Source organism: Streptomyces sp. NPDC046915 (assembly GCF_040644935.1).
GTDB lineage: Bacteria > Actinomycetota > Actinomycetes > Streptomycetales > Streptomycetaceae > Streptomyces.
In genome coordinates, this window is record NZ_JBEYXB010000005.1 from 474,256 (window position 1) to 490,805 (window position 16,550).

At 74.0% G+C, this 16,550-nt stretch carries 11 protein-coding genes; 4 read left to right on the forward strand and 7 right to left on the reverse strand.

Annotation, left to right across the window (positions count from 1 at the left end):
• Window positions 1-2 precede the first annotated feature (2 nt).
• Window positions 3-6,998, reverse strand: coding sequence for an SDR family NAD(P)-dependent oxidoreductase (locus ABZ915_RS16195; protein WP_361802224.1), 6,996 nt, complete (start codon window positions 6,996-6,998; stop codon window positions 3-5).
• A gap of 460 nt (window positions 6,999-7,458) precedes the next feature.
• On the reverse strand, window positions 7,459-9,270 hold the full coding sequence (locus ABZ915_RS16200) for an RICIN domain-containing protein (protein ID WP_361802227.1): 1,812 nt from the start codon (window positions 9,268-9,270) through the stop codon (window positions 7,459-7,461).
• 356 nt (window positions 9,271-9,626) lie between these two features.
• Here ABZ915_RS16200 and ABZ915_RS16205 point away from each other — a divergent pair, with 356 nt between their 5' ends.
• Window positions 9,627-10,070, forward strand: a complete 444-nt coding sequence (locus tag ABZ915_RS16205; RefSeq protein WP_361802230.1) for a sugar phosphate nucleotidyltransferase — start codon at window positions 9,627-9,629, stop codon at window positions 10,068-10,070.
• Complete coding sequence (locus ABZ915_RS16210) at window positions 9,971-10,585, forward strand: sugar phosphate nucleotidyltransferase (protein WP_361802488.1); 615 nt, start codon at window positions 9,971-9,973, stop codon at window positions 10,583-10,585. Before ABZ915_RS16205 ends, ABZ915_RS16210 begins: the two co-directional genes overlap by 100 nt.
• Before the next feature lie 9 nt (window positions 10,586-10,594).
• On the opposite strand, the gene ABZ915_RS16215 is transcribed toward ABZ915_RS16210, so the two are convergent.
• On the reverse strand, window positions 10,595-11,032 hold the full coding sequence (locus tag ABZ915_RS16215) for a DUF4442 domain-containing protein (protein ID WP_132855047.1): 438 nt from the start codon (window positions 11,030-11,032) through the stop codon (window positions 10,595-10,597).
• A gap of 85 nt (window positions 11,033-11,117) precedes the next feature.
• On the opposite strand from ABZ915_RS16215, the gene ABZ915_RS16220 reads away from it, so the two are divergent.
• Window positions 11,118-12,134 (forward strand): hypothetical protein, encoded by a 1,017-nt coding sequence (locus ABZ915_RS16220; RefSeq protein WP_361802233.1) that lies wholly within the window; start codon window positions 11,118-11,120, stop codon window positions 12,132-12,134.
• A gap of 4 nt (window positions 12,135-12,138) precedes the next feature.
• Here ABZ915_RS16220 and ABZ915_RS16225 read toward each other — a convergent pair whose 3' ends face one another.
• The 3 genes from ABZ915_RS16225 to ABZ915_RS16235 all read right to left on the reverse strand — a co-directional run bounded on the left by ABZ915_RS16225 (window position 12,139) and on the right by ABZ915_RS16235 (window position 14,465).
• Window positions 12,139-12,984, reverse strand: a complete 846-nt coding sequence (locus tag ABZ915_RS16225; protein WP_361802236.1) for a fused MFS/spermidine synthase — start codon at window positions 12,982-12,984, stop codon at window positions 12,139-12,141.
• 13 nt (window positions 12,985-12,997) lie between these two features.
• Window positions 12,998-14,167 carry an elongation factor Tu gene (tuf, locus tag ABZ915_RS16230; protein WP_361802239.1) on the reverse strand — a complete coding sequence of 390 codons (1,170 nt, stop codon included), beginning with the start codon at window positions 14,165-14,167 and terminating at the stop codon, window positions 12,998-13,000.
• Between the two features lie 106 nt (window positions 14,168-14,273).
• On the reverse strand, window positions 14,274-14,465 hold the full coding sequence (locus ABZ915_RS16235) for a hypothetical protein (RefSeq protein WP_361802500.1): 192 nt from the start codon (window positions 14,463-14,465) through the stop codon (window positions 14,274-14,276).
• 37 nt (window positions 14,466-14,502) lie between these two features.
• Here ABZ915_RS16235 and ABZ915_RS16240 point away from each other — a divergent pair, with 37 nt between their 5' ends.
• Entirely contained in the window at window positions 14,503-15,330 is an 828-nt protein-coding gene (locus ABZ915_RS16240; protein WP_361802242.1) for a VTT domain-containing protein, read from the forward strand.
• Between the two features lie 16 nt (window positions 15,331-15,346).
• Here ABZ915_RS16240 and ABZ915_RS16245 read toward each other — a convergent pair whose 3' ends face one another.
• Complete coding sequence (locus ABZ915_RS16245; protein ID WP_361802245.1) at window positions 15,347-16,516, reverse strand: thiolase family protein; 1,170 nt, start codon at window positions 16,514-16,516, stop codon at window positions 15,347-15,349.
• Window positions 16,517-16,550: the final 34 nt, after the last annotated feature.

Consider the following 16,550-nt stretch of genomic DNA (forward strand, 5'->3'; position numbering starts at 1 on the left):
TGTCACCAGCCCGAGGCGGTGTAGACGACCGCGCGGGCCGACTCGTCGCCCCAGGCGAGTTCCCGCAGCAGGGCCGCGGTGCCCTCTTCGGGGTCGATGAGCCGGACCCCGCGCCGGGCGTACTCCCGGCCGAGTTCGGGGCTGACCATGCCGGTGTGGCCGCCGGTGGGCGCCCACGGGCCCCAGTGCACGGTCAGCGCGCGGTGGCCGGTGCGGGCCGCCCAGTCGGCGCCGAGGTCCTCCAGGGCGTCGTTGGCGGCCGCGTAGTCGGCCTGGCCCCGGTTGCCGAGGACGGCGGAGACGCTGCCGAACAGGACGGCGAAGCCCGGCCCGGTGGGTAGTTCCTCCAGGGCGGCCAGCAGGGTCGCCGCTCCGGCGGTCTTGGTGCCGTACACCCGCTGGAAGGACTCGGCGGTCTTCTCGGCGATCAGCCGGTCCTCGATCACCCCGGCGGCGAACACGACCCCGTCGAGCCGGCCGTGCTCGGCGTGGATCTCCTTGACCGCCTGGAGCGCCGCGTCCCGGTCGCGGAAGTCCACGGAGCGGTAGCGGGCGTCGCTGCCGAGCGCGGCGAGTTCCCCGAGCGTCGCGGTGATCTCCCGCTGCGCCAGGAGGAGTTCGGCGGCACGGTTGACCTCGGCGGGCTTGAGCGGGCCGCCGTCCGCGCGGGCGGCGAGCGCGGCGCGCAGTTCGGCCGGGGTGCGGGCGGCGGCGGTCCGCGGGTCCTCGGGGCCGGTGGGGGCGGGGGTCCTGCCGATCAGTTCGATGCGGCAGCGGCAGGCGGAGGCGAGCGTGGCCGCGAACCTGGCGGTGATCCCACGGGCGCCGCCCACCAGCAGCACCACGGACTCCCGGTCGAGGCCCAGCGCGGCGGCCTCGGCGGCGCCGTCCCCCGCGGGACCGGAGCCGGTGGTGCCGAGCGGGCCGAGGGGTGTCTCGACGAGTTCCGTACCGTGCCGGCCCGCGGCCGTGCGCAGGACGACCGGGGCCCGCTCCGGCGACGGTGCGAGCAGTTCGGCGAGCAGGGCGTCGGCGACGGCGGACGGGGCGGTGTCGTCGAGGCCGACGACCCGTGCGACGGTCTCCGGGTACTCGCGGGCGATGGTGCGGAACAGGCCGTACAGCCCGGCCGCGGGCAGTGCGGCGGCGCCGTCGGCGGGCCGGGCGGCCAGCAGCCGGCGCGGGCCGAGGGCGAGGGCGGCCCGCAGTACGGGGTAGGCGTCCGGCAGGACGGGGGTGTCGGCGCCGGGCAGCGCGCCGAGGTAGAGGACGCCGTCCAGTGGTCCGTCCGTCTTGGTGAGGAGGTGCTCCCGGCCGGCGGTCACGACGTGGGCGCCGTATCCGGTGAGCCGTGCCTCGACCTGCCCGGCCGCGCCGGCGCCGTCACCGAGGACGGCGAACCGCTGCCCGGCGAGGACGGTGGTGGGGTCCGGCGGGCCGTCGGTGAGGGGCACCGGGCGGAGCTCGAACCGCTTCGGGGCCTCGCCGGTGATCTCGGAAGGCTCCTGGGTGGGCCGGGTGGTCTCCGGTTCGGCCGCGGTTCGGTCGTCGGCCGCGCTGAGCCGCGCCGCGAGCCAGTCGGTGACCGCCGCGGCCGTCCGCGCCTTGGCGAGCTCCTCCAACTCGGCGTCGTCGAGGGCCGTCTGGAGGTCGGTGGCGCCGCCGATGCCGAGCCGCTTGGCGAGTTCGCCCGCGATCTCGGCCCGTTTGATCGAGTCGATGCTCAGGTCCGCCTCCAGGTCGAGGTCGGGCTCGATCATGTCGACGGGGTAGCCGGTGCGTTCGCTGATGATCTCCAGGACGACACGCTGGACGTCGGCCTCCGTGGGCGCGTCGCTGTCGGGGGCGGGCTCGGGCTCCGGCGGCCGGGGCACGGCGGCTTCGACCGTCGGGAGCCCGGCGGGCGACAGTTCGGCGGGCGACAGCCCGGCGGGTGCGGCCTGCGGCAGCGGGCCGGGGGCCGCGGGTGCGGGGATCGACGCGCCCGGTACCGCGCCGAAGTAGGTCAGGAGGACGTCTCGCTGTGCGGCGATCATCTCCCGGCTGGTGCGCAGGAATTCGGAGATCAGCGCGTCCCGGTCGGCGGGAGCACCGTGCGGGGCACCGTGTGGGGGGTTCGTCGTCACCGTCGTCTCCACGACTCGTCGGGCGGGTGCGAGCGCGCCGGGGAGGAGGTCTCCGGCGGCGGTGCGGACCAGCTGTCCGTCGACCGTCCAGCCGGGCCGCTTGGGCACCGGTGTGCGGACCGCGTCGACGGCGTCGCGTCCTCTCAGGAGCCAGGCGGTGCGCACCGGGCTTCCCGAGACGGCGAGTTGGGCGAGTGCGTCGAGCCAGCCGCGCAGGCCGCCGCCGTCGCGTGGCTCGCAGGCGACGGTGCGGTGCGGGCGGTCGCCGAGGATCTGCCGGACCAGGCGGGTGAGGACCGTGCCGGGCCCCGCCTCCACGAAGATCCGCGCCCCCGCCTCGTACATCGCCTCGATCTGCCGGACGAAGGCGACCGGGGCGCCGATCTGCGCGGCGAGTCCGGCGCGCACGGCGTCGGGGTCCGGGTCGTAGGGGGCGGCGGTGCGGTTGGACCACACGGGGAACTCTGGTGCCCGTACGGCCTTGTCCTTGAGGACCTTGGCGAACCGTTCGCCCGCGCCCGCCACCAGGGGGCTGTGGAAGGCGCAGGCGACCGGGACGCCCTTGGCGGCGTGTCCGGCGGCGCGCAGCAGCCGTACGGCGGTGGCGATGTCCTCGGTGGGGCCGGAGATGACCGTCTGCTCGGGCGAGTTGTGGTTGGCGACGACGATCGTGGCGGGTGCGCCCGAGGCGCGCAGGGCTCGTTCGACGTCCTCGGCGCCGGCGGCGACGGCGGCCATGGTGCCGGGGTCGTCGCCCGCCGCGGCCAGGATCGCCGCCGCGCGTTCGGTGCTGAGCTCCAGCAGCGTCTCGGGGTCGAGGGCGCCGGCCGCGCAGAGGGCGGCCAGTTCGCCGTAGCTGTGTCCGGCCGCCATGTCGGGCCGTACGCCGGCGGCGGTGAGCAGGGCGTGCGCGGCGAGGCCGGTGATGCCGAGTGCGGGCTGGGCGGCCCGGGTGTCGGTGAGCGCGGCCCGCTGCCGGGCCCGCCCGGCCTCGTCGAAGGCGGCGGGCGGATACATCCGCTGGGCGTGCTCGGGCGCCGGTTCCAGGAACCGCTGGAGTTCGGGGAAGGCGAGGAACACCTCGGCGAGCATGCCGGGGCGCTGGCTGCCCTGGCCGGGGAAGAGGAAGGCGACCTCGCCCTCGGCGAGGGCCTCCTCCTGCCGCGCCAGATGGATGCCCGCGGCCGGGTCGTGCTCCCCCGCCAGCGCTCCGCGCAGCTGCCCGATCAGGCCGTCGACGTCGCTCGCCACGATCGCGGCACGCACCGGTTCCGCGGAGGCGTCGGCTCGTCGCGCCGTGCTCAGCGCGAGGTCGCGCAGTCGCCAGGGGCGCCCCTCGGCCTCGGCGGCCGTGAGCAGTTCCCCGATGGCACGGTGGGCCGCCGCGAGGTCCCTGCCCCGGAAGAGGAACAGCTCGGCGGGCCAGGCGTCCAGCGCCTGCTCGGGCGGTACGGCGTCGCCGTGAGCGCTGAGGACCACATGGAAGTTGGTGCCGCCGAAGCCGAACGCGCTGACTCCGGCGACCCGTTCCCCGGGCGGTGCCGCCCACGGCCGGGCCCGCGTGTGGAAGGCGAAGGGACTCTCTCCTTCCCGCCAGGCCGCGTTGGGCCGCTCCACGTGCAGGGTGGGCGGCTTGACGCCGGTGTAGAGGGCGAGCGTGGTCTTGATCAGGCCCGCGAGACCGGCGGCGCACTTGGTGTGCCCGATCTGCGACTTGACCGAGCCGAGCGAACAGCCGCCCGCGCCGGCGCCGGCCGTGGTGAAGACCTCGCTGAGGATGGTGAGTTCGGTGCGGTCCCCGACCACGGTGCCGGTGCCGTGGGCCTCGACGAGACCGACGTCGGCGGGCGAGACACGGGCGTTGCGGTACGCCCGTTCCAGCGCGGCCCGCTGGCCCTCCGGCCGGGGTGCCGTCAGGCCGAGGGAGCGGCCGTCGCTGGACGAGCCGAGCCCCTTGATCACGCCGTAGATCCGGTCGCCGTCGCGTTCGGCGTCCGCCAGCCGCTTCAGGACGACGCAGGCGACGCCCTCGCCGAGCGCGATGCCGTCGGCCGAGCTGTCGAAGGCCCGCGAGCGGCCGGTCGGGGAGAGCGCGTGCACCGAGGAGAACAGGACGTAGTCGTTGATGCCGTTGTGCAGGTCGGCACCGCCGCACAGGACGACGTCGCTGGTCCCGGCGACGAGTTCCTTGCAGGCGACGTCGACCGCGGCCAGTGAGGAGGCGCAGGCGGCGTCGACGGTGTAGTTGGCCCCGCCGAGGTCGAGGCGGTTGGCGATCCGGCCCGAGATGACGTTGGAGAGCATGCCGGGGAAGGAGTCCTCGGTGAGCCGGGGCAGCTGTGCCTCCAGCCCGTCCGGCACCTTTCCGTAGTACGACGGCAGTACGGCGCGCAGCGTGGCGGCGTTGGACAGGTCGCTGCCCGCCTCAGCGCCGAAGACGACGGAGGTGCGGGTGCGGTCGAACTCCCGGCCCGCGTCGCCGTATCCGGCGTCGTCCAGTGCGCGCCGGGCCGCCTCCAGCGACAGCAGCTGGACCGGCTCGATGCTGCCGAGCGAGGCGGGCGGGATGCCGTAGCTCAGCGGGTCGAAGGGGATGGGGGGCAGGAAGCCGCCCCATTTGGACGTGGTGCTGCCGTCGGCGTGGTGCACCGCCGGGTCCCAGCGCTCGGGCGGGACCTCCGTGACCGCGTCGTGCCCGGCGACGACGTTCGCCCAGAAGGCGGGCAGGTCGGGGGCCTGGGGGAACATGCAGGCCATGCCGATGACAGCGATGTCGAGCGGGGCGGGCGCCTGCGGTCGCGCGGTCCGGTCCGTGCCGAGCCGGTCGCTCAGCCGCCGCGTGCGGTCGGCGAGGAAACCGGCCGCGCCCTCGGTGACCGAGCGGTGCAGGATGTCGATCGTGGTGGTCGCGGAGCGCAGGACGGCCACGTCCCCGGCCATGAACATGCCCTCGGCGAGCTGGCGTCGCTCGTCCACCGGCGCGAGTTCACCGCCGTCGGGCCGGTCCAGTCCCTTGCTGGCGATGCGCAGCCGCCCGACGTTGAGCCGTTCCAGCTGCTCCCAGATCCGCCGGTCCGGCACGCCCCGGGCGCGCAACTCGGCCTCCCGGTCGCGGTAGTCGCGGGTGAAGGGGCTGGGCACGCAGCGGGTGGCGTGGCCGGGGGCGGTCTCCAGCAGGGCGGTCGTGGTCGCCGCGACGACCTGCCGCTGGAACAGGGGCTGGATCGCGCCGCGTTCGACCGCCTCCGCCGTGAACAGGTAGGCGGTGCCCATGAGGACGCCGACCGCCGCGCCCCGGGCGGTGAGGGGTGCGGCGAGCGCGGCGACCATCGCCGCCGAGCGCTCGTCGTGCACGCCGCCCGCGAAGAACACCTCGATCCGCCGGGCGGTGTCGTCGTCCGCGCCGGCCAGGAAGTCCTCCAGGACGGCGAGTTGCGCCTCCCACAGCGGGAAGCTCGCGCGCGGTCCGACGTGGCCGCCGCACTCCGAGCCCTCGAACACGAACCGGCGGACCCCGGCCTCCAGGAACTGCCGGAGCAGACCGGGCGAGGGCACGTGCAGGAAGGTGCGTATCCCGGCCCGTTCCAGCGCCTCGGCCTGCGCGGGCCGGCCGCCCGCGATGATGGCGTGGCTGGGCCGCAGTTCCCGTACGGCTTCGAGCTGGGCGTTCCTGGTGTCCTCCGGCGCGAACCCGAGCACGCCCACACCCCACGGCCGGCCCGCCAGCACCGCCCGGGTCTCCGCCAGCATCGCGCGGGCCTGCTCGCCGCTCGCGAGGGCCAGCGCCAGGAACGGCAGCGCGCCCCCGTCGGCCACGGCGGCGGCGAATCCCGCCTGGTCACTGACCCGGGTCATGGGCCCCTGCGCCAGGGGCAGCCGCGTGCCGAGGGCCCGGCTCATCGGGGAGCCGGGGAGCAGGGCACGGCCGGGAGCGCTCGCGGGAGAAGCGTCGGAAGCGTCACCGGAGCCGGCCGGCGGGCCCTGCGTCAACGCCTCCCGCACGGCCGCCGTGAGCCCGCGTACCGTGCCGCCCACGTCCCGCCATCGCTCGGCGAAACGAGCCGCGAGGAAGCCGTCCTGTCCCACCGGCAGCAGCTGACGGCGCGGGTCCTGGGCGCCGAGCCGGGCCGCGACCGCCGCCGGGTCGTCGGCCGGGAGGGGCGGCGCGTCCGGGCCCCGGCGGCGCAGCACCCGGTGCCCGCCGACCACGACGGTCTCCGAGCCGTCCAGGAAACGCAGTGCCGCGGCCGTCGCCTCGGGCAGCTCGGACTCGGCCAGCAGGGCCAGTTGGCCGTCGAGCACCACCCCGGCCGCCCCGCCGGCCACGGCGGCCGCCGCCGTACGCGGCCCGATACCGCCGCAGGCCCACACCGGCACGTCCAAGTCCGGTTCGGCCAGCAGCTGTTGGAGGAGTACGAAGGTACTGAGGCCGCCGATCCGGCCGCCGCTCTCGCCGCCCCGGGCGATCAGTCCGTGCGCCCCGGCACGGATCGCCTCGCGGGCCGCGGCCAGATCCGTCACCTCGACCAGAACACGGTGGCCGGCGGCGATCTCATCCACGTGCCACGGCGCGTCCGGCGCCAGTACCACGGTGTCCGGTGCGCCCGCACGCTCCTGACCCGGACCCGTCGGGCCGGGGCCGGGGAGGTCTTCGGGCCGCATCCGGCAGTGCGCGGCCACCCGCACCCCGTACGGCCCGGGGGCCATCCGTCTCAGGCGGGCCAGCGCCTCACGTGTTCTTCGGTCGCCGGCTCCCAGGTCCAGGACGCCGAGTCCGCCGGCCCGGGAGGCCGCCGCGGCGATCCTGGCATCGGGTTCTCCGAAAGGGGTGACGCAGATGATCAGGTCCAGGGCGCGCACGGCAGACGTCATGATGCTCCGAGAAAATCGGTGGACCACGGTGGGGGGCTTGTGCGACGGGGAACTCCTGTGCGAGGCCACCGGAAACTAGCGAGCAACTTACTCGCCGGTCAATATCGGTGCGGCCCTTCTCCATGCCGTCGAATTGATTCGGCCAGCCATCGGAACTCACCGCAAGAGCCGAAAATCCGAGCAATTCCCTTCAGCCCCGGACCCCGCGGACCACGCCCGGGTACGCGCCACACCACCGCAAGCCCGTCAAAGCGTCCAAGGGATTCACCCACCACTCATCCCCGCGCAACGCGCCGGGCTGCCGAGCCGCACTCTGTTAAATCCGCATGTCCGCCGCCCCGTGGCTCGATCGGTTCGACGCCCGCGGGAAACCGCTCGGCAGCGCAATTCCCGCGCGCGAAACGCGAATCAGGGAAAATAAACGTAAACCATTGAAGTAACGCCCAGTGACGGGTGAGGGCTAGCCGAATGCCGACACCATGGTCGTCGCGCTCCCGGTCGCGCCGGGCAGGACGGAGGCGGGGTCGTCGGCCGGTGCGGTGAGCGTCCCGGCGGTGCCGGCGGACGGTGCCGGTGGCGCCTCGGCCGGTCCGGCGTCCGTGCGACAGCCGACCTGGGCGATGCGGGTCCGGTGGTCCTCCGGCGGCGGCGCGGGCCGGTCCCGCGGCGCGTCCGCTCCCGGGGGCGCGGGTGCGGCCGTCCGCTCCGGGTCCGGCCACCGGGGTCCGCCGGCGCCGGGAGTCCTTCGCGGTGCCTGCCCGGTCGAGGGTTCCAGCGTCCACCGCTGCTTCACCGAGCCGTCGCGGGCGGTGACGACCACATGGGTGCGGGACGCGCCGGAACCGGGGGCGACGGCCAGCCCCTCGGGCCGGCGGAGCAGGAGTTCGCCGCGGACGGTGAGGTCGTAGGACACCTCACCGGCGTGCACGACGCAGCCGGACAGGACGACCGACCCGGGGCCGGAGTCGGGTTCGGCGGCGAGGCAGAGGGCCGGATCGGCGACGCTGCGCAGCCGTCCGTCGTCCTCGTACGACCACTGCTGGGACCGGGCGGCGGAGCACGCCGTGAGCAGCGCGCCGGCTCCGTCCCGGGCCCGGCTGCCGCGCACGTCCAGGCACAGCCCGGCGGCACGGCTGCGCAGCCTGCCCTGGCCCACCTCGGCGCTCCGGCCGGCGGAGGGGGCCTGCCGGGAGGCCTCGCCGTCGGCGCTCGGGCGGGCCGAACTGCCGCTGGGGGCGCCCCAGGTCGCGTGGGGGTGGGGGACACCGCTGTCGTCGGACCAGCTCCTGGCCGCGAGGACGGTGGCGAGCAGCGCGAGGGAGGTGAGGCCGACGCCGATCGCCAGGGCCTTGCGGCGACCACCCCCGAGCGCGGTGCGATGACGCCCGCCGGCCGCCGGGCGGACGGCCTCCGGCGCGGGCGGCCGCTCCTCGGCGGCGCCGCGTCCCGCGCGCGAGTCGAGATAGCGTCGGGCGCCCCAGCCGAGCACGGTCTCGGCGAGCAGCACGCCCAGGCCGTCGTCGAAGTGACTGAGCTGTTCCGCGGCGTACCGGCAGTAGCGGCACTCCACCAGATGCCGTCGCACATCGGGCAGCAGGACGCCGCCCCGGCGAACGGGCACCTCGAGCAGACGGCTGTAGAAGCGGCATTCCTTGGTGGGCGCGAGTTCCCGGTGGGCGCGTACGCAGGCCACCCTGAATTGCTCTCGGGACTGCCCCAGAGCGGCCGACGCGGTGGCGGTGTCGACCCCCAGCAGACCAGCTGGTATGGTTATCGGTTCGGCTTCGACCTCGGTGTGCCACAGAAGGCATTGGGAGGCTCCCGGGAGTGCCCGGAATGCACGCTCGGCGAGTTGGCGCCTTTCGGGGGTTCCGGGCATCGCCGCGCGTAGACCGCGACCGCCGTTCGGTTTGCGCAATTCCGGCAGGACGATGGGAATCACATCATCGGCGGCCCAGGCCCGGACGGTCTCCCGTACGGCCACCAGGAGTTGTGGGCGCAGGGCGCCGCCGACCGCTCCGCTCGACAGCCGGCCGAGTACCCGGCTGAAGGCGGAGGTGGCCACCAACTGGGCCGAACTCGCGGAAGCCGCCAGGCAGATGACCGCGTAGTCGCAGGTCGCGCGCCAGTGCCGGGCCAGCAGCAGGGCGACCGCGCGGTGACTGTCCTCGCCCGTGCCGCGCAGCTGGGCGACGAGGTCGCGGTCGGAATCCCCCGATCCAGGTCCGGGGCGCGGCGGGTACGGCGGGTGTGGGGGGTGAGGGGGTTGCACTGGACCTTTTCCTTCCGAGCCGCAGGCGGCACGGGGAATGCGCGCCATGCGGAAATCAGTGCCTGATTGGTGCGTACCTTAGGGGGCTCGGCCTTCCTGCATGAGCCCGGCCTCACCCCTCCCGCGAGAGGCTCACCTTCGCACACGCGCCTCACAGGAAACAAGAAGTTCGAGTGACCCAAGTTCAGGGCGCGGGGAATTCAGTGGAGTTACCGCCGGTATCCGTACCCTCATTCGAAAGCGGTAGTCGGGGATGCATCAACACTGGTCAGCAATAGCCGGATGACGCACCGTCCACAGGCTTCTCCCATGACTCTCTCGGTGCGCTCTCATCCCCGTCCCCCAGCATGGGGCGCATGATCGCCCCCCACTCACCAGCCGGCCCCGCCCGCCCCCGCACGGTGCGCAAGGCCGTCGTCCCGGCCGCCGGGCTGGGCACCCGGTTCCCGCCCGCGACCAAGGCGACGCCGAAGGAGATGCTGCCGGTCGTCGGCAAGCCGGCCATCCAGTACGTCGTCGAGGAGGCCGCCGCGGCCGGCCTCGACGACATCCTCATGGTCACCGGACGGCACGGCACAAGCGTGCCATCGAGGACCACTTCGACCACGCCTACGAGCTGGAGCAGGCCCTCGCGGCCAAGGGCGACACCGTGCGCCTCGACGCCGTGCGGGACCCGGCGCGCCTGGCGGACATCCACCACATCCGCCAGGGTGACCCGCTCGGCCTGGGCCATGCCGTCCTGTGCGCCCACCGGCACGTCGGCGACCAGCCTTTCGCCGTCCTTCTCGGCGACGACCTGATCGACCCGCGCGAGACTCTGCTCAGCAGCATGCTCGACGTCCGTGACCGGTACGCCGGCAGCATGGTCGCCCTCATGCGGGTCGACCCCGCCCAGATCCACCTGTACGGCTGCGCGACCGTGGCACCCATGGGTGAGGACGACGTCGTACGCGTCACGGGCCTGGTGGAGAAGCCGTCCCGCGAGAACGCCCCGAGCGCCTACGCGGTGATCGGGCGCTACGTACTCGACCCGGCCGTCTTCGGCGCCCTGGAGCGCACGCCGCCCGGCCGCGGCGGCGAGATACAGCTGACGGACGCCCTCCAGGAACTCGCCGCGGGCGGCACGGTGCACGGGGTCGTCTTCGACGGGCCGCGCCACGACACCGGCGACCAGGCGGACCACCTCCGCACCGTGGTCCGCCTGGTCTGCGACCGCCCGGACCTCGGCCCGGAATTCGTGGCCTGGCTCAAGGAGTTCGTCGCGGAACCGGGAGACGCGACGGCCGGGCGGGACGAGGGACGACGGGCAGCCTGACGGCGCGGTTCAGCTGTTCGGCCGCAGCGTCCACACCACCGTCATCTCCCCGGTGACCGCGCCGTCCTCCCGCTGGATGGCGACGGTCACGGGGAACTCCGGGCGCTTGCCCTCGTCGAGTTCGGCGACGACGTCCGCGGCGGGGCGGCCGAGGGTCGCCGTGGCCTTGACCGGGCCGAGGGCGATCTTCTTGAACGCGATCTCCGCGGTGACCGGGAGCGGCACGGCGCGCGAGAGTTGGTCGCCGAAGGCGGCGAGCACGATGGCACCGCTGGCCGACTCGCCGAGGGTGAACATCGCCCCGGCATGCGGCCCGCCGACGTGGTTGCGGTACTCGCTCTGGTCCGGCAGGGACAGCACGGCCCGTTCCGGGGTGGTCTCGAGGTACTCGAGGTTCAGGGTCCGCACCATCGGCACCGTGGCGGCCAGCAGCTCGCCGATCGACATCTGGTCTGCGCTCATGGCCGCCATGTTACTCACGAGTAGCCGGTCCTGGCCAGAGCCCGCACGGCACCCATTAGGGTTACGTGCCATGTGGCCAGGACAGCAGCCGCCCGGGGGCGAGCAGAACCCGCAGAACAACCCGTACCAGCAGCCGGGTTACCAGCAGCCGAATCCGTACCAGCAGCCCGGCTACCAGCAGTACCCGCAGCCCAACCCCTATGGGCAGCAGCCTCAGCAGCAACCGCAATGGGGCGCTCCGGCACCCGCCGGCGGCCCGCAGCCGCCCCAGCCGCCGCAGGGCGGTGGCGGCGGGAACCGGACGAAGCTGGTCGCGATCGTGGCGGCCGCCGCCGTGGTCGTCGCGGCCGGCGTGACCGGATTCCTCGTGCTCGGCGGCGGCAAGGACGACGAGGGAGGCGGTTCGAAGGGCAAGCCGAGCACCTCGCCGACCGCCACCTCCTCGGCCTCGAACGACAACCCGCGCGGCGACGAGACCGAGAAGCCGACCGTCGCGGGCTGGAAGGTCGTGGTCAACCCCAGGTGGGGCACGGCCTTCGACGTCCCCGCGGACTGGCAGGTCGACCCCCCGGGCAGCAACATCGCCTTCCCCGACGAGAAGTCGTCCGACGGCAAGCTCGTCGACACGATGTCGGCACCGGCCGAGTACAAGCCCAAGTGGTGCACGTCCGACGAGGACAAGGACGGCCGGACCTCCGACACCGCGCTGGCCGCGGCGGGCACGAAGGGCGCGAGCGGCGCCAAGAGTCCGGGCAACGCGGCGATCGGGGAAGCGCCCACGTGGGTGTACGGCGGTTACACACAGCCGGACAAGAAGAGCGTCACGTACGACAAGAAGGCCACCCCCTACACGACCGCCTCGGGCATCAAGGGCGGCTACGCCTGGGCCCGTTCGACGAACACCCCGCGCAAGGGCAAGTGCGCGAGCGACGGCAAGGCACTCAGCTTCGGCTTCAAGAACTCCGCAGGCGACCTGGTGACGTTCAACATCTTCGGCGGGAAGGGCGTGAAGGACGAGGTCGGCACCGCGACCATCATGAAGATCCTCAGCACCGTACGGCTGCACGGGGAACCGACGGCGAGCTGACCGCTCAGCCGATGCCGAACGCCCCGTCGGGCGGGACCGGTGACGGTACGGCGTCCTCGTCCCGCACCGGTGCGGCGGCGCCGGTGAACTCCCGCAGCGCCGCGCCGTGTTCGACCCGGGCCGGGAAGACGTCGGAGGCGGTGCGCCGGGCCAGGCCGGCCGTGTCGAGCGGGTGGTGCGCGGCGACCAGCACCGCGTTGCCGAACCGGCGGCCGCGCAGCACACCGGGCTCGGCGATCAGCGCCAGCTCCTCGAAGACGGCCGCGAACGTGGCGAGCTGGGAGCGGAGGAAGGCGAACGGCGCGGCGTCGGCGAGGTTGGCGAGATAGATCCCGTCGGCGCGCAGGACGCGGGCGGCCTCGCGGGCGTAGGCGAGCGAGGTCAGGTGCGCGGGGATCCGGGAGCCGCCGAACACATCGGCGATCAGCACGTCCGCCGAGCCGGCCGGCGCGGCCTCGAGCCAGGCCCGGGCGTCGGCGGCGTGCGTCGTGATGCCGGCGCCGTCCGGCAGCGGCAGGTGCTCGGCGACGAGCTCCAGCAGCCCCCGGTCGGCCTCCACGACGTCCTGCCGGGACCCGGGCCGGGTCGCCGCGAGATACCGGGGCAGCGTGAGCGCGCCGCCCCCGAGGTGCAGCACGTCCAGCGGCCGCCCCGGCTCGGCGACGGTCTCCAGGACGAAGCCGAGCCGCCGCGCGTACTCGAACTCCAGATGCGCCGGCGCGTCCAGGTCCACATACGACTGCGGCGCCCCGTCGACCGTGAGCAGCCACGCCCGCTCCCGGTCGACGTCCGGCATCAGCTTGGCGGTGCCGTGGTCGGTGGCACGGGAGACGGGTATGGACTCGTTCACCTCCCCATTGTGCCTAGTCCACGGCGGTCACCGTGCCCGCCCCGACGGTCCTGCCGCCCTCCCGGATGGCGAAGCCGAGTCCCGGCTCGAGCGGCATGTCACGGCCCAGCTCCACGGTCATGCTCACCGTGTCCCCGGGCCGGGCCACCGCCGCCTCGCCGAGGTCCACGTCCCCGACCACGTCCGCCGTCCGGATGTAGAACTGCGGCCGGTACCCCGTGGAGACGGGCGTCGTACGACCGCCCTCCCGCGCCGAGAGCACGTACACCCGCGCCGAGAACCGGCGCCGGGGCACGACGCTGCCGGGCGCGGCGACCACGTGCCCCCGGCGGACGGCGTCCCGCGGCACCCCGCGCAGCAGCAGCGCCACGTTGTCCCCGGCCTGCGCCTCCTCCATGGGCTTGCCGAAGGTCTCCAGACCGGTGACGACCGTCTCCACGCCGGCGCCGAGCACCTCGACCCGGTCACCGACCCGGACCGTGCCCCGTTCGACGGCACCGGTGACGACGGTGCCCCGCCCGGAGATGGTGAGCACGTTCTCCACCGGGAGCAGGAACGGCGCGTCCAGGTACCGCTCCGGCATGGGCACGTACGTGTCCACCGCGTCGAGCAGCGCCTCGATGGACGCCGTCCAGCGCGGGTCGCCCTTGAGGGCCCCGAGGCCGGAGACCCGTACGACGGGGGCGGAGTCGCCGCCGTAGCCGTTCGCGGTGAGCAGCTCGCGGACCTCGAGCTCCACCAGGTCGGTGAGCTCCTCGTCGCCCGCGTCGGCCTTGTTGAGCGCGACCACGATGTGGTCCACGCCCACCTGCCGGGCGAGCAGCACGTGTTCGGCGGTCTGCGGCATGATCCCGTCCAGCGCGGAGACGACCAGGATCGCGCCGTCCAGCTGGGCGGCGCCGGTGACCATGTTCTTGACGTAGTCGGCATGGCCCGGCATGTCCACGTGCGCGTAGTGCCGGGTGTCGGTCTCGTACTCGACGTGCGCGATGTTGATGGTGATGCCGCGCGCGGCCTCCTCCGGCGCCCGGTCGATGCGGTCGAAGGGCACGAACGTGCCGGTGCCGCGCTCGGCGAGGACCTTGGTGATGGCGGCGGTCAGGGTGGTCTTGCCGTGGTCGACGTGACCCATCGTGCCGATGTTCAGATGCGGTTTGGTGCGTACGTATGCCGTCTTGGGCATGGCTGAGTACCTCGAAGCCTCTGCGTAGGAAGATCCGGGAGAGATCGGGACCCCGAGAACTCGCCGACCCTCCCCCTGCGGGGTCCGCCGGACGTTCCGGAGAGGGTCAGCTTCGGGCGCCGTCGACAGCGGCCAGGAAGATCGGGACGGCAGCCTTCGGGGCATCCGCGACCGCGGATGCTGCGAGGAGGAAGGCGTGCCGGAACATGACGCAGATCATGGCCGACACTTCGTCCCACGTCGAATGGTTTTTCGCGCGGTCCATCGCCCCGGTTGCCACCCAACGGACAGCTTCCATACGGCGATCACACACGCTCGTCAGTTAATGTCACCGGATGCCCGATGCCACCAACCGCTCTGGGGGCACCGCCACGGCCTCTCCCCGGGCCGCTGCCACGGAGTTCGCGGTCGCCGTCCCCACGGCCGCGACCGCCACGCCCCTCCCCTCCGCCCTGCCCGCCGCACGGTCGGGGCCAGGGCCGCGACCGGCCCTGGCCGCCCGCTGCACGCGCGTGCTGCTGTCGCCGTGGTCGCGGCTGTCGCTGCTCGTCGCGCTGCTCGCGGCCGCCGCGGCCTGCGTGCTGCTGTTCGAGCCGCAGCGGCTGATCACGCACGGCTGGCCGCCGCAGCTGGGCGGGGCCGCCGCGGCGACCGTGTTCGCGGGGGCGTACGGACTGTGCACGGTGGCCTTCGTGCCCCGGCCGCTGCTGAACCTCGCGGCGGGCGCCCTCTTCGGCTCCCAGGTGGGCCTCGGGACGGCGCTGACGGGCACCGTGCTCGGTGCCGGGGTCGCCTTCGGGCTGGGCCGGCTGCTCGGTCAGGACGCGCTGCGTCCGCTGCTGCGCGGCCGCTGGCTGAAGGCGGCCGACGGACAGCTCAGCCGGCACGGCTTCCGCTCGATGATGGTGGCGCGGCTCTTCCCCGGCGTGCCGTTCTGGGCCGCGAACTACTGTGCCGCCGTCTCCCGGATGGGCTGGCTGCCGTTCCTGCTGGCGACGGCGCTCGGCTCGGTCCCGAACACCGCCGCGTACGCCGTCGCCGGGGCCCGTGCCTCGGCACCGACCTCGCCGGCCTTCCTGGTGGCGATGGCCTGTATCGCCGCACCGGCGCTGGTGGGCACGGTGGTGGCCTGGCGCAAGCGCCACCACCTGCGGGCCCGCTGAGGTCTCGGCCAGGCCGTCAGACGGCTTCCAGGATCATCGCGTTGGCGAGTCCGCCCGCCTCGCACATCGTCTGCAGCGCGTAGCGGGCACCGCGTTCGCGCATCGCGTGGACGAGGGTCGTGGTGAGCCGGGTGCCGCTGGCGCCCAGGGGGTGGCCGAGGGCGATCGCGCCGCCGTGCGCGTTGACCTTGGTGAGGTCGGCTCCGGTCTCCTGCTGCCAGGCCAGGACCACGCTGGAGAAGGCCTCGTTGACCTCGAACAGGTCGATGTCCGCGAGGGAGAGGTGTGCCCTGCGCAGCACCTTCTCGGTCGCCGGGAGGACGCCGGTGAGCATCAGCAGCGGGTCGGATCCGGTGACGGCGAAGCTGTGCAGACGGGCCAGGGGACGCAGGCCGAGCCGCTGCGCGGTCTCCGCGGAGGTGATCAGTACCGCCGAGGCGCCGTCGTTGACGGGGCTGGCGTTGCCCGCGGTGACGTTCCACTCGATCTGCGGGAAGCGTTCGGCGAACCCCGGGTCGAAGTAGGCGGGCTTGAGCCCGGCGAGGATCTCCGGGGTGCTGCCGGGCCGCACGCACTCGTCGCGGGAGACGCCGTCCAGGGGCGCGATCTCGGCGTCGAACAGTCCGCTGTCCCAGGCGGCGGCGGCCTTCTGGTGCGAGGAGACCGCGAAGGCGTCCATCTGCTCGCGCGTGATGGACCACTTGGCGGCGATGAGCTCGGCGCTGATGCCCTGCGGGACGAGCCCGTCGGAGTAGCGCTCGGCGATCCCGGGGCCGAAGGGGTCCTTGCCGGGCGGCACGTTCGACCACATCGGCACCCGGCTCATCGACTCCACGCCACAGGCGACGACGATGTCGTAGGCGCCCGCGATGACGCCCTGGGCGGCGAAGTGCACCGCCTGCTGGGAGGAGCCGCACTGCCGGTCCACGGTGGTGGCCGGGACGGTCTCGGGCAGGCCCGCGGACAGGGCCGCGTACCGGGTGGTGTTCATGGCCTGCTCACCGACCTGGTCGACGGTGCCGCCGATGACGTCGTCGACCAGGGCGGGGTCGACGCCGGAGCGCTCGACGAGGGTGCGCAGGGTGTGGGCGAGGAGCTCGACGGGGTGGACGTGCGCGAGGGCGCCGTTCGGCTTGCCCTTGCCGATGGGGGTGCGTACGGCTTCGACGATGACTGCGTCACGCATGGTGCGGGCCTCCACGACTACGGGGACTACCGGT

Bases quoted from the DNA above. Each gene is read 5' to 3' on its own strand.
- ABZ915_RS16195 (WP_361802224.1), bottom strand. From the start codon at position 6,998: ATGACGTCTGCCGTGCGCGCCCTGGACCTGATCATCTGCGTCACCCCT.
- ABZ915_RS16205 (WP_361802230.1), top strand. From the start codon at position 9,627: ATGATCGCCCCCCACTCACCAGCCGGCCCCGCCCGCCCCCGCACGGTG.
- ABZ915_RS16215 (WP_132855047.1), bottom strand. From the start codon at position 11,032: ATGTCGATCGGCGAGCTGCTGGCCGCCACGGTGCCGATGGTGCGGACC.
- ABZ915_RS16220 (WP_361802233.1), top strand. From the start codon at position 11,118: ATGTGGCCAGGACAGCAGCCGCCCGGGGGCGAGCAGAACCCGCAGAAC.
- tuf (WP_361802239.1), bottom strand. From the start codon at position 14,167: ATGCCCAAGACGGCATACGTACGCACCAAACCGCATCTGAACATCGGC.
- ABZ915_RS16235 (WP_361802500.1), bottom strand. From the start codon at position 14,465: ATGGAAGCTGTCCGTTGGGTGGCAACCGGGGCGATGGACCGCGCGAAA.
- ABZ915_RS16240 (WP_361802242.1), top strand. From the start codon at position 14,503: ATGCCCGATGCCACCAACCGCTCTGGGGGCACCGCCACGGCCTCTCCC.
- ABZ915_RS16245 (WP_361802245.1), bottom strand. From the start codon at position 16,516: ATGCGTGACGCAGTCATCGTCGAAGCCGTACGCACCCCCATCGGCAAG.